The sequence below is a fragment of the Mesorhizobium sp. M0626 genome, assembly GCF_040320665.1.
GTDB lineage: Bacteria > Pseudomonadota > Alphaproteobacteria > Rhizobiales > Rhizobiaceae > Mesorhizobium.
The window spans coordinates 1-12,819 of the sequence record NZ_JAMYQD010000020.1 but is presented as its reverse complement, the minus strand read 5'-3'; the positions used below and the strand labels follow the sequence as shown (position 1 = coordinate 12,819).

The 12,819-nt window shown below is 63.3% G+C and carries 13 protein-coding genes; 8 read left to right on the top strand and 5 right to left on the bottom strand.

Translation table 11 applies throughout. From position 1 onward, the window contains the following. Window positions 1–3: 3 nt before the first annotated feature. Window positions 4–441 carry a VOC family protein gene (locus tag NKI37_RS24685; RefSeq protein WP_023692002.1) on the top strand — a complete coding sequence of 146 codons (438 nt, stop codon included), beginning with the start codon at window positions 4–6 and terminating at the stop codon, window positions 439–441. Window positions 442–466: 25 nt separating this feature from the next. On the opposite strand, the gene NKI37_RS24680 is transcribed toward NKI37_RS24685, so the two are convergent. The 5 genes from NKI37_RS24680 to NKI37_RS24660 form a co-directional block, all read right to left on the bottom strand. Continuing rightward, complete coding sequence (locus tag NKI37_RS24680; RefSeq protein WP_352788354.1) at window positions 467–2,092, bottom strand: copper resistance CopC/CopD family protein; 1,626 nt, start codon at window positions 2,090–2,092, stop codon at window positions 467–469. 53 nt (window positions 2,093–2,145) lie between these two features. Further along, window positions 2,146–2,664, bottom strand: coding sequence for a YcnI family copper-binding membrane protein (locus tag NKI37_RS24675; RefSeq protein ID WP_352463284.1), 519 nt, complete (start codon window positions 2,662–2,664; stop codon window positions 2,146–2,148). Between the two features lie 39 nt (window positions 2,665–2,703). Beyond that, entirely contained in the window at window positions 2,704–3,243 is a 540-nt protein-coding gene (locus NKI37_RS24670; RefSeq protein WP_023704234.1) for a copper chaperone PCu(A)C, read from the bottom strand. Window positions 3,244–3,347: 104 nt separating this feature from the next. Then, on the bottom strand, window positions 3,348–3,704 hold the full coding sequence (locus NKI37_RS24665) for a DUF2946 family protein (protein WP_023728562.1): 357 nt from the start codon (window positions 3,702–3,704) through the stop codon (window positions 3,348–3,350). A gap of 210 nt (window positions 3,705–3,914) precedes the next feature. Then, a complete protein-coding gene (locus tag NKI37_RS24660; RefSeq protein WP_352788351.1) occupies window positions 3,915–4,817 on the bottom strand; it encodes a GntR family transcriptional regulator in 903 nt (300 codons plus the stop codon). A 257-nt stretch (window positions 4,818–5,074) separates the two neighbouring features. Here NKI37_RS24660 and NKI37_RS24655 point away from each other — a divergent pair, with 257 nt between their 5' ends. From NKI37_RS24655 to NKI37_RS24625, 7 genes are all read left to right on the top strand, one after another. Then, window positions 5,075–6,580 carry a UxaA family hydrolase gene (locus NKI37_RS24655; RefSeq protein ID WP_023683018.1) on the top strand — a complete coding sequence of 502 codons (1,506 nt, stop codon included), beginning with the start codon at window positions 5,075–5,077 and terminating at the stop codon, window positions 6,578–6,580. Between the two features lie 54 nt (window positions 6,581–6,634). Continuing rightward, on the top strand, window positions 6,635–7,633 hold the full coding sequence (locus tag NKI37_RS24650; RefSeq protein WP_352788349.1) for an aldo/keto reductase: 999 nt from the start codon (window positions 6,635–6,637) through the stop codon (window positions 7,631–7,633). Between the two features lie 73 nt (window positions 7,634–7,706). Then, on the top strand, window positions 7,707–7,922 hold the full coding sequence (locus tag NKI37_RS24645) for a hypothetical protein (protein ID WP_023728565.1): 216 nt from the start codon (window positions 7,707–7,709) through the stop codon (window positions 7,920–7,922). A 12-nt stretch (window positions 7,923–7,934) separates the two neighbouring features. Continuing rightward, window positions 7,935–8,927 (top strand): ABC transporter substrate-binding protein, encoded by a 993-nt coding sequence (locus NKI37_RS24640; protein WP_023728566.1) that lies wholly within the window; start codon window positions 7,935–7,937, stop codon window positions 8,925–8,927. Window positions 8,928–9,074: 147 nt separating this feature from the next. Continuing rightward, a complete protein-coding gene (locus tag NKI37_RS24635; protein WP_352788347.1) occupies window positions 9,075–10,598 on the top strand; it encodes a sugar ABC transporter ATP-binding protein in 1,524 nt (507 codons plus the stop codon). Window positions 10,599–10,621: 23 nt separating this feature from the next. Further along, window positions 10,622–11,587 carry an ABC transporter permease gene (locus NKI37_RS24630; protein ID WP_023683015.1) on the top strand — a complete coding sequence of 322 codons (966 nt, stop codon included), beginning with the start codon at window positions 10,622–10,624 and terminating at the stop codon, window positions 11,585–11,587. Between the two features lie 70 nt (window positions 11,588–11,657). Beyond that, window positions 11,658–12,677, top strand: coding sequence for a zinc-binding alcohol dehydrogenase family protein (locus NKI37_RS24625; RefSeq protein ID WP_352788344.1), 1,020 nt, complete (start codon window positions 11,658–11,660; stop codon window positions 12,675–12,677). The last annotated feature ends 142 nt before the right edge of the window (window positions 12,678–12,819 follow it).

Sequence of the window (12,819 nt, the reverse complement as noted above, 5' to 3'; positions counted from 1 at the left end):
CTTATGGCAGTCAAACGGATGGACAATGTCGGAATCGTCGTCGATGACCTCGACGAGACGATTGCCTTCTTTCGCGAGCTCGGCCTCGAACTGGAAGGGCGGGCGACGATCGAAGGCGAGTGGGCCGGACGTGTCACCGGGCTCGGCGATCAGCACGTCGAGATTGCCATGATGCGCACACCGGATGGCCATAGCCGGCTCGAGCTCTCCCGCTTCCTCACGCCGACGGTCGTCGCCGATCACCGCAACGCCCCGGTCAATGCCCTGGGCTACCTGCGCGTCATGTTTACCGTGGACGACATCGACGACACGCTTGAAAGGCTCCGCAAGCGTGGCGCGCAGCTGGCCGGTGAAGTCGTCCGTTACCAGGACGTGTATCGGCTCTGCTACATCCGCGGGCCGGAAGGGCATCTCATCGGGTTAGCCCAGGAACTCGGCTGAGCGCCCTTCGCAGGCGGGCTGAATATCACTCGGCGCGGATATCGATCGGCGCTTCGATCTTTACCACTTCGAAATCCGAAACCAGAATATCGAGCCGCGCCGTCCAGCGGCCTGGAATCGGAATGACGAGATTATCGACGCGCCAGGTGCCGTCGCCTGGCTTGGTCGCCGGACGCTTGATCGGCTCGATCCCCGAATCGGGCTTGGACAGCACCAGCGTCACTTCCTTGGCGTCGAGCGGGCCGAAATCGCCGGTCATGATGACGATGGAGGCGGTGACCTCCCCGGTATGGCCGGGCGTGATGTCGATGTCGGCCATCGCCTTCATAGTGTGGATATGGGTCGACGTCGGTTGTGCCGCGGCGATTGCCAGGGCCCGTGGCGGCGGCGTGAAGCGCCAGCCGGCGGCAACGCCGAAGATCAGGAGCACGATCAGCATTTCGACTGAGATCGAGCGGCTAAGCCGTCGCCGCACTTCCGTCGCTCCGGCCTCGGCCAAGGCGGTGAGCCGCCATCGATTGACCGCCGCCAGCGTGAACAGAAACACCAGCAGCGCCAGCTTGATCAGCAGCAGCCGGCCATAGGCGGTGTTGACCAGTGCCGCCGGTGTCTGCACCTGGATGATGGCGAGCACCACACCGGCGGCGGCAAGCACTACCACCACGGGCATGATCGCGCGCGAAAACCGCCGCAGGAACGCCCCGGCTTCCACCGATTGGCTGCTCAACGCCAAGCCGAGCGGCAGCAATGCTCCAGCCCAGAAAGCGATGCCGGCGCCATGCAGGAACACCATAGGCCGCGTCAGCCATTGCGGTTCGGCTGCGCTGGCATGGCCGCTGGCGGCAAGGGCTGCACCCACACCGGCCAGCCCGGCGAGCGCCAACGGCCTGGCGCCGGCACGCGATCCGACCAACGACAGCAGGCCAAGCCCGAGCGCCGCCAGCGAAATCAGCACCGTCCAGCCGAAGCTGGTGCCAAGCGCCGTCCGCCAGACCACCGGTTGCGCCAGCCGGGCGAGTGGCGCGCCCAGCGCGTCCAGCCCCTGGAACCCGAGCGACAGGGGTGCTGCGACCAGCCCGCACAGGATGGCGGCAATGACGAAGCGCTGGCCTGAGCGCTGGCCTTGCGCCAGCCATGTCAGCGCGAAGGCGCCGCCAATGCCGAGGAAAAGCCCGATGTAGAGAAGAACCTTGCCGGTCCAGATCGCTGACCGCAAATCTATATCGACAGCTTCCCCCACCGCCGGCGCCGCACTTGGCGCGCCAACGGAAAACAGCACCGAGCCGCCGACAGGATGGCCGTCGGCGGAAATCACCCGCCAGCTCAAGACATGCGTGCCCGGCCCGAGCTTTTGTGGATTGTCGATCTCAACCGTTTGGTCGCTCAACCGAAACGAGGTCAAAGCGACGGGCGTACCGTCGGGCCGCACCAAGGTCAGCACCAGCGGCGACACAGGCTCGCTGAAGGTCAGCGAAAATTGTGTCGGCGCTCGCTCCAGAACCGCGCCGTCGGCAGGCTCGGCCTTGATCAGCGCCGCATGGGCAAAGGCCTGGTTTGGCGTGGCAAGGACGGCAAGCAGCAGGATCGCGGCCAGCAAGCTGAAGCACCTGCCGGCTGTCCGTTCTATCCGCTGGAAACAGGCCACGTGCATGCCATCCACCAAAACGGTGGCGCGCCGCTTCGAGGCAGCGCGCCGCCAATGCATCATTTCTTGGGCAGCAGGTTGAGGCCGGGCGCCGGATCTTCCAGCGCATCCTCATCCTGACCAGCCGCCGGAATCTCTATCCAACGCGTGGTGGCGCCATCGCATTCCTGCACCACCGGAAAATAGAGTTTTTGCCCGGCCGGCAGATCGGCGGCCAACGTGCCGCGGAAGACGAACTCGTCATAAAATTCATCCGGCAGGCTGCCGCCGCTCCAGTCGACTTCCTTGACGCCCGAGGTCACCGCCTCGCCATAGAGCTGGTAGGATTTCTCGTACTTGCCTTTCTTGACCTGCAGCGTCCAGCCCGGCTTCGGCATCGGCTTCACTCCGATCACCCCTTCCGGGATCTGCACGCGCACGGCAATCGTCGCCTTGCCGTCGCAGCCATGCGGCACCCGCAGCACGGCCTTGTAGGTCGAACCGACCGGCGCTTCCTGGGTTTCGAGCGTGATATGGCCGAAGGCAGCGCTTGTCCCCAGGACGAGGAATGCAGCGGCCGGCAAATGATGCTTGTTCATGATGGGTCCCTCTCGAAAAAATTGATTGGCAATAATTGGTCAGTCGTTGTCTTCCAGGGGTGGCGCGCTGCCTATGGCTTGCACGGCAAACTCGACGGTCACGGTTCCGGCCCTCTCGAAAGTCAGCGTAGCGGCAAACATCTGGCCTTCTTTAGGGGGCTGCTTCAGATCCATGAACATCACGTGATAGGCGCCGGGACCCAGCGTGACCTTGCCGCCCGCCGGGATATCCAGGCCACCACTGACCGGGCGCATGGTCATGACGCCATCCTTCACCCCCATTTCATGCAGTTCGGCCTTGCCCGAAATGTCGGAGGAAATCGATAGCAGCCGGTCTGGCGCGCTGCCCTTGTTGACGATGGTGAAATAGCCGCCGGCAACCTTGGCGCCGGCCGGCGTGGCGCGCGACCAGGGATGCTCGATCTCGATGTCACCGGCCTTGAATTCATGCGCAAGGACGGAATGGGAGCCGACGAACAACAGTGCAAAGGCGAACAGGGCGCTGCCGAGACGCTGCTCGATAGTGCTGAATAAACGGGTGCTGCGGTGCAACGCGCCGGCACGAAGAAAACGGAACATGGGTAGGCTCCATGAATATAAGGTCGCGCCGTTGTCGGGCTGCGAACGTGTTTGTCATTGGATGATTATCGCCTGCGCAGGTTACGCAAAGCGAGCGGCGGTTTTCAGCCCGCAAGCGGCGGCGCGCGCGGATTGGCCGGAGAGCGCTCGCGCGTGACGTCGGGATGCCTGACTGCCGGCGGGGCAAAAGCGACTGTTTCCAAGTACTGGCTGACCGGCGCCAGGCCGACGCCTGCCGGCGGCGCATAGGCGACGGAGGCCATGCTGCAGCCGAGCATGCAGCACGCCGGCATATGCTGCTGGTGCGGATCGCCGCCGGGAAGCTTGACCGCTCCCTCATGGCTGCAGATGACATTGCCGAAAGCGTCGAGTTGCGAGGCATCCGGCGCAATGCCGAAGGCAAACACGCCGAGCGTCGACTGGAGCAGCAGCACACAGGCCGCGACAAAGGCGGCCGTCATGCTCCATCTCTTACGCCGGAAGTCCAAAGACCTGCCTCTTCACGCAGCAACGCGTGGATATCTAGCACGCGGCATGTCGGCGGAAAATCGCTAAATCATCGCTGCGGCAACGCGGCGCGTTCGATCCATGTCGCACAAAAGTGCGCAGCGGTTTGGGATAACGCATGAGGCAGAGATCTTGTGCGCATAACGTCCCTTCGGACGTCGCGCTCAGGAAGCCGGGCGGCCGCCGATTTCCGGGATCGACGTCAACAGCGTGTGGCGTGCCGACTTCAGATGCTTGCGGCAGGCGGCGTCGACCTTGCCGAGATCGCGCGATTTCAGCGCCGCGATGTAGGCGAGATGCTCGCCAACCGCGACTTCGTTGCGTTCGCGCTCCTGCGCCTTGTTCCACTGGTAGTGGTAGTGAAAGATCATGGCGATGACGTCGTAGAAATCGACGATGAAGCGGTTGTGCGACGCCCGGTGGATCAGCCGGTGGAAGCGCTCGTCTAGCTCCGAGAATTCGTTGAAGCGGATGGCGATTTCGCTGGCCAGAAGCCGGTGCTCGTCTTCCAGCCGGTCGAGATCCGCCCAGACCGGACTATCCCCAGGCAAGGCGGCAAAGGCCGCCGCCGAGCGTATCTCGAACATTTCGCGGATTTCAGTGAGTTCGAGCGCAAAGGCACGGGTAAATCCTTTCAGCACCCAGTGGCTGTTGCGCCGCTTCTCGATCAGGCCGAAGCGGGAGAAGCGGATCAGGAACTCGCGCACGCTGGTGGTGCCGACGCCGATCTCGCGCGCCAGTTCGAGCTCGTTGATCTGCATGCCGGCCTCTGCACCGCCGGCCAGCAACCTGCGCATAAACGACCGCTCGATGATCTGGGCCAGTGTGTCTGTCTCCTCCTCGGGGAAGAAATCATCCGGCTTCGGCGTCCTGAGCACTGTCTTGCTGCGTTTGTTCCACGCGATCAGCCCGGTCTCTTCCATGCGCGCCAGAATGGTGCGCACGGTGGTCCGGCTGACGCCGAGCAAAGTGCCCAGTTCCGGCTCCGACGGCAGGCTCAGCTTCTCATCGAGCAGCCGCAGACCCCTGTTGTAAGCGTCCTTGTAGACGTTGTTGCTCTTCGACATCCCTGCCCCGTTGCGCGCCGGCGCTTGCTGTGGCTGGCTTGAAGCGCGATATCACATATGTCCTGGCGCTGACCCGGCAAAGCAAAACGCTCTGCGTGTCAGACGCCGCTCCCCACAAGCCAAGCATCCGTCGGACGCATGGTCTCCTCCTGAAAAAACAATTGACGCACAAATGTTTTTTCACGATAAAAGACATTATATGTAAACAGACGCGTGTCAATCCGCGCATCCCCAGGAACAGACCCAGGAAACTGCCCGTGAACGCCTCGAACAGCATTCTTCTGTCCCCCGCCGACAATGTCGCGGTCGCCAATGGCCGCATCGAGATCGGCACCCCTCTGCCCGGCGGCGCCGTCGCCACGGCCTTGATCGAGCCCGGCCACAAGGTGGCGATCAAGCCTATCGCCGCCGGCGAGGCGGTGGTCAAGTATGCCCAGGCCATCGGCCGCGCCACCCAGGACATCGCGCCCGGCGACCACGTCCATTCGCACAATCTGGTTTTTGAATCCGGCCGCCTGCCGGTGGTGCCGCCGAGCGAGGCCGAGCACGCCACCGAAGCTGACCGCGCCCGGACATTCATGGGCTATCGTCGCGCCGATGGCCGTGCCGGCACGCGCAACTTCATCGGCATCATCGCCAGCGTCAATTGCTCGGCCACCGTCTGCCACGCCATTGCCGACGAGGCCAACCGCGTGCTGTTGCCGAAATATCCGGGGATCGACGGCTTCGTCCCGATCGTCCATGGCCAGGGCTGCGGCATGAGCGGCACCGGCGACGGCATGATGGTGCTGCACCGCACGCTCGCCGGCTACACCCGTCACCCGAATTTCGGTGGCGCGCTGATGGTCGGCCTCGGCTGCGAGGTCAACCAGCTCACCCTTTACGGCCAGAAGGGTGCGGCGGCGGGAAAACGCCATTTCAACATCCAGGACGCCGGCGGTTCGCGCAAATCGGTCGAAAAGGCGATGGGCGTGCTCGCCGAAATCGCCGAGGAAGTCGGCCAGTATCAGCGCGAGCCGATCCCCGTCTCGGAGATCGTCGTTGGCCTGCAATGCGGCGGTTCCGACGGCATGTCGGGCATCACCGCCAATCCCGCGCTGGGAGCAGCGGTCGACATCCTGGCCGGCGTCGGCGGCATCGGAATCCTGTCGGAGACGACGGAGATCTATGGCGCCGAACATCTGCTCGCCTATCGCGCGGCAACGCCGGAGATCGCCAAGAAACTCGACGGTTTCGTCAAATGGTGGGAAGACCACGTCGCCAAGCACGGCGCTTCGATCGACAACAACCCCTCGCCCGGCAACAAACGCGGCGGCCTGACCACCATTCTGGAAAAGTCGCTGGGCGCCGTCGCCAAGGGCGGCCAGACTCCGCTCAACGGCGTCTTCGGTTATGCCGAAAAGGTCACCGGCAGTGGCCTGGTGTTCATGGACACGCCCGGTTACGACCCGGTCTCGGCGACCGGTCAGGTGGCGGGCGGCGCCAACATCATCGTCTTCACCACCGGCCGCGGCTCCTGCTTCGGCTGCCGGCCGACGCCGTCGATCAAGGTCGCCACCAACTCGACCATGTACCACCAGATGGAAGAGGACATGGACGTCAATTGCGGCGTCATCGCTTCGGGTGAGAAGACCATCGCCGGCATGGGCCGGGAACTCTTCGAACTCATCGTCGAGACGGCATCGGGCCGCAAGACCAAGAGCGAGGCGTTCGGCTACGGCGACAACGAGTTCGTGCCGTGGCACCTCGGCGCGACGCTCTAACCACCGACGAAAAAAAAACGGGCTGCAACGACGGCTCACAAGGGGAGGCTTTGGATGGACAAACGCCGCATCGGCACGACTGCGCTCGAGGTAACCGAGATAAGCTTCGGCGGGGCGGCGATCGGCGGGCTCTACCGTGCCTGTCCACGCGAAGCGGCGATGGAGACGCTGCAGACAGCCTGGGATGCCGGCCTGCGCTATTTCGACACCGCGCCCTTCTATGGCTTCGGCCTGTCGGAGCGGCGGACCGGCGATTTCCTGCGCTACAAGCCGCGGGATTCCTATGTGCTGTCGACCAAGGTCGGACGGCTGTTCCGCCCGGTGCCGGAAGACCAGGTTCCCGATCATTCCTATGTCGACCCGCTGCCCTTCGCGCTCGACTACGACTACTCCTATGACGGCATCATGCGCTCGGTCGAGTTCTCCTATGCCCGGCTCGGGCTGAACCGGATAGACATCCTGTTTGTGCACGACATCGGCACCTACACACATGGCGTCGAGAAGACGAAGCTGCACTTTCGCCAGCTGATGGACGGCGGCTTGAAGGCGCTGGAAGAGCTTAAAACGTCCGGTGTGATTTCCGCCTATGGGCTCGGCGTCAACGAGGTGCAGATCTGCCTCGACGTATTGCGCGAAGCACCGCTCGACTGCATCCTGCTGGCCAGCCGCTATTCGCTGCTCGACCGCTCTGCTGAAGCCGAGTTGCTGCCGTTATGCCGTGAGCGACAGACTTCGCTGATCATCGGCGGCGTCTTCAACTCCGGCATCCTGGCGACCGGACCGGTGCACGGTGCGCATTTCGACTATCTGCCGGCGACGCAGGACATACTCGAGCGTGTCGGCGCGATGGAGAAAATCGCTGATGAGGGCGGATATCCGCTGGCGGCGGCTGCATTGCAGTTTCCGCTGCAGGAGCCTGTCGTGGCCAGCGTGCTGACCGGAACGGCCAAGCCTGCCAACCTGACGCGCAACCTCGACCTGTTCGACGTCCAGGTGCCGCAAGCGGAATTCGCCCGCTACACTCCCTACACCATCGTGCAGGAGCTCGGCTGACGAAACGCCACAATCACGGTTCTCAAGAAGGAATGAATATTCCATATTGACTCGACGGTGGAATTAATATTCCATGATGATCAAGGAGGATCGGGAGCGTCTGGACGTGGCACTGAGGATCGGCAGGGAGGCTTCTCAGCCAAGCCATGCGCAGGCCGATATGAAACACCGCTTGCGTCGGCCGGACCGATGCACTATCAAAAAGCGGCAACTGTTTTTTATTGATAAAGGTCTGTTTGGGCCGCGCCTATCCAAATGGAGCTTCCGCAACCTTCACCGGGCGATCTAGGGAGGATTCCTAATGAAATTCGTGACCAGCATTCTCAACCGCCGTTCACTGGTGGCACTTGCTGCCGCCTCGATGCTTGCAGGCACGCTGCACACGGCGCCCGCTTCGGCGGCGGACGTGACCATTCCGATCATCGTCAAGGACACCACATCCTTCTACTGGCAGATCGTCCTGGCCGGTGCCCGCAAGGCCGGCAAGGATCTCGGCGTCAACGTACCCGAACTCGGCGCCCAAGCTGAAACCGACGTCAACGGCCAGGTTTCGATCCTCGAGAATGCCGTCGCCGGCAACCCGGCCGCGATCGTCATCGCGCCGACCGAATTCAAGGCGCTCGGCAAGCCGATCGATGAAGCGGCCAGCAAGGTCAAGGTCATCGGCATCGACTCCGGCGCCGACTCCAAGGCGTTCACCTCGTTCCTGACCACCGACAATGTGCAGGGCGGACGCGTAGCCGCTGACGGTCTTGCAGCAGCCATCGGCGAAGCCAATGGCGGCAAGATCGAGGGCGACGTCGCCCTGATCACCAACGCGCCGGGCGCCGGTTCGCTGGAGCAGCGCAAGCAGGGCTTCACCGAGCAGCTGGCCGCGAAATATCCGGGGCTGAAGCTCGTCGCCGACAAATATGCCGACGGCCAGGCAACGACCGGTCTCAACATCGCCACCGACCTGATCACCGCCAACCCGAACCTCAAGGGCATCTTCGCGTCCAACCTGATCATGGCGCAGGGCGTCGGTCAGGCAGTCGCCGAGAACAACCTTGGCGGCAAGCTGGCGCTGGTCGGATTCGACAGCGACGAGAAGCTGATCAAGTTCCTCAATGACGGCGTCATTTCCGCGCTCGTCGTCCAGGATCCGTACCGGATGGGCTATGACGGCATCAAGACCGCGCTCGCCGCCTCGAAGGGCGAGAAGGTCGAGGCCAATGTCGACACAGGCGCCAACCTGGTGACCAAGGCAAACATGAAAGACCCCAAGATCGACGCCCTGCTCAACCCGAAGCTCTGAGCCCGTCGACCAAAAATCCTTTCCGGGGCCTCGCGCCCCGGAAACACCGGATACAAGCTTGAATATCCACCGGCTTGAATCACCTCGACGATGCGGCTTGACTGCATCGCGACGTGCCAATCGTAAGGCCAATCTGGGAGGATTGTCATGACGCCCATGGCGCAGGAACTGCACCCGGCCCCAACGCTAGCGCCCGGCAGGACGATCCTCGAACTGCACGGGCTGGAAAAGCGCTATCCCGGCACGCATGCGCTGAAGCCCGTTCACCTTGCCTTCAAGGCAGGTGAGATCCACGCCATCGTCGGCGAGAACGGCGCCGGCAAATCCACCTTGATCAAGCTTCTGACCGGCGTCATGCCGCGCACCTCCGGCGATGTCATCTGGGAGGGCAAGCCGGCAGCGCTGGCAACCCCGCACGAGGCAATGGCGCTGGGCATCAACGCCGTGCATCAGGAGGTCGTGCTCTGTCGCCATCTCGCCGTCGCCGCCAACATGTTCCTCGGCGAGGAGAATTCGCGCTTCGGCATCCTGCAGCAGCGCGCCATGGTCAAGGAAGCGCAGAAGATCATCGACGGTCTCGGCTTCGACCTGCCGGCGCATGTCATGCTGGGTGACCTCACCATCGGCCAGCAGCAGCTGATCGCCGCCGCCCGCGCCACCGTGCGCGGCACCAAATTCCTCATCTTCGACGAGCCGACCGCCTATCTCACCCGCAAGGAAGCCGACCAGCTGTTCACGCTGATCCGCAGGCTCAAGGGCGAAGGCGTCACCATCATCTACATCAGCCATCGCATGGAAGAGGTGTTCGAGCTCGCCGATCGCGTCTCGGTGCTGCGCGACGGCACACTGGTCGGCACTCGTAACATTGCCGAGACCAATGACGCCGAGCTGGTCAAGATGATGATCAACCGCTCGATCGAGCAAGTCTACCACAAGGAGCATTTCACCCCCGGTGCCGTGATCGTTGAAGCGAAAAACCTGTCGGGCAAGGGTTTCGAAGACGTCTCGATGACGGTGCGCGCCGGCGAGATCGTCGGGCTCTATGGCCTGATCGGCGCCGGGCGGAGCGAGTTCGTCACCACGCTCTATGGCCGCCACAAGAAGTCGGCCGGACAGGTCCTTTGGCAAGGCAAGCCGGTCCACATCAATTCCGAGCACGACGCGATCAAGCTCGGCATGGCGCTGGCGCCAGAAAGCCGCCGCGACCAGGGCCTGTGCCTGAACCTGCCGGTCGGCCTCAACCTCAACCTGCCGATCTACAAGCGCATCTCCAACAACCTGCTGATTTCGAACACGAAGGAAAAGGCTGAAGCCGATCGCCAGATCGCCGGCCTCCGCATCAAGACGCCGACACGCGGCGCGCTGGCCTCCAGCCTGTCCGGCGGCAACCAGCAGAAGATCGTCATCGGCAAATGGCTGGCGCACGGCGCCAAGCTGTTCATCTTCGACGAGCCGACCGTCGGCGTCGATGTCGGCACCAAGGCCGAGATCTACCGCCTGTTCGGGGAACTGTTGTCCAAGGGCGCCGGCATCATCCTGATCTCGTCCTATCTGCCCGAGGTTTATGAGCTCGCCGATACGCTGCACGTGTTCCGGCGCGGCAAACTGGTCGCCAGCCATGGCTTTCGCGCCGCCAGCCACGAAGACGTGCTGACGCAGGCGATCGGCTGACAAAACAAGAAACGGGAGGAACCATGAGCATCGAAACCGTCGCGATCGAAAAACCGAAACGGAACTACAACGTCCTGTTCGGGCTGACGCTTCTGGCGTTGCTGGTTCTGCTCTGGATCGTGCTGTCGGTGGCGACGCCGAGCTTCGCCTCCTCCAACAACATCGCCAATCTTTTGCGGCAGGGCTCGATGATCGCCATCATGGCGGTCGGCCAGACCTTCGTCATCATCACCGGCGGCATCGACCTCTCGGTCGGCGCCGTGGTCGGCTTCGCCACCGTCATTGTCGCCATGATGATCAATGCCGGCTTCCCGATCTGGGTCGCCATTCTGGTGACGCTGCTGGTCGGCGTTGCCATCGGCCTGTTCCATGGCTTCGGCATCGTCAAGATGGGCCTGCCGCCCTTCATCATCACGCTGGCGACGCTGACCTCGTTGCGCGGCATCGGCCTGTTGATGACCAACGGCAATTCGATCAACATCAACAGCGACAGCTTCACCGCGTTCTCGCGCAGTTCCTTTGTCGGCATCCCCAATCTGTTCTGGATGGTGATCCTGGTCGGTATCCCGGCCTACATCTTCCTGCACCACAGCCGCTGGGGCCGCTATCTCTTCTCTGTGGGATCCAATGCCGAGGCCTCGCGCCTCTCGGGCGTCAATGTCCAGCGCACCATCTACATGGCCTACACGCTGTCGGGCCTATGCGCGGCCTTCGTCGGCGTGCTGCTGGCGGCGCGCATCGGCATCGGCAACCCGACCCAGGCCGAAGGTTGGGAGTTGCAGGCGATCGCCTCATCGGTGATCGGCGGCACCTCGCTGTTCGGCGCCGTCGGCTCGGTGCATGGCCCACTGCTCGGCGCATTCATCCTGGCCACCATCAACAACGGCGCCAATCTGCTCAACGTCAACTCGTTCTGGCAGCGCATCATCACCGGCGCACTGATCATCATCATCGTCTATTTCGACGGCCTGCGCCGTCGCGGCAAGTAATCCTCCCTGACCTTCCGTGTCGGTCCGCTCAACAACGGACCGGCGCCTTTTTGAACACTGGAATTGCCGAATGAAAGCTGTTGTCTGCCGCTCGCCCGGCGAGCTTGTCCTGGAAGACCGGCCGGCGCCAGGAGCGCCGCCTGCCGGCTGGGCGCTGGTCGCCGTCAGCCATGTCGGCATCTGCGGCACCGACTACCACATCTTCGAAGGCAAGCACCCGTTCCTCGCCTATCCCCGCATCATGGGTCACGAGGTGTCAGGCACAGTCGTCGAGACCGGCGAAGATGTCGACCTTGCCGTGGGCGAGCCCGTCATCATCAATCCCTATCTCGCTTGCGGAAAATGCATCGCCTGCCGGCACGGCAAGCCGAATTGCTGCGTCAGGATCGAAGTGCTTGGCGTCCATCGCGACGGCGCCATGGCCGAGCAGATCCTGGTGCCGGCGCAGAATCTTTATCCGGCAAACGGCCTATCGCTGGCCGACGCGGCGGCGGTGGAATTCCTCGCCATCGGCGCGCATGCCGTGCGGCGTGCCCGCGCCGAACCAGGCGCCCGCACCCTGGTCATCGGTGCCGGGCCGATCGGCCTTGGCGCAGCGCTATTTGCGCGCATCGCCGGGCTCGATGTCAGCCTGCTCGACATGAGCACGGAGCGGCTGGATTTTGCAAAAGGCGAACTTGGCTTCGCCACGCTCGACGGCTCACAAAAAGCGGCAGCCGAACTGGTGCGCGAGGCAACCGGCGGCGAAGGGTTCGACATCGTCTTCGACGCCACCGGCAACACCGCCTCGGTGCAGTCGGCCTTCGCACATGTCGCGCATGGTGGCACGCTCGTGCTGGTCAGTGTCGTCAAGGACGACATCGTCTTTTCCGACCCGGAATTCCACAAGCGCGAAATGACGCTGGTCGGCAGCCGCAATGCGCTGAAAGTCGACTTCGACCACGTCGCCGCCTCCATCCGCAACGGCGCGGTGCCGCTGGCGAAACTTGTCACCCACCGCACGACACTGGCCGGAACGCCGCGCGATCTCGCAAGATGGGCGCATGAGAAATCCGGGCTGATCAAGGCGGTGATCGAGGTGGGTTCTTAACATGGCAGGCGGTGAACCCGGCCGGAATTGACCATGCCCTGCGCAGGTCGACCCCGGCGCCACAGCACGCGCCACCCCACCACCACCCACCCCCCAGACCCCGGCCGTATCGGCGGAGATGGAGAAAAAAAATCAACAGCCC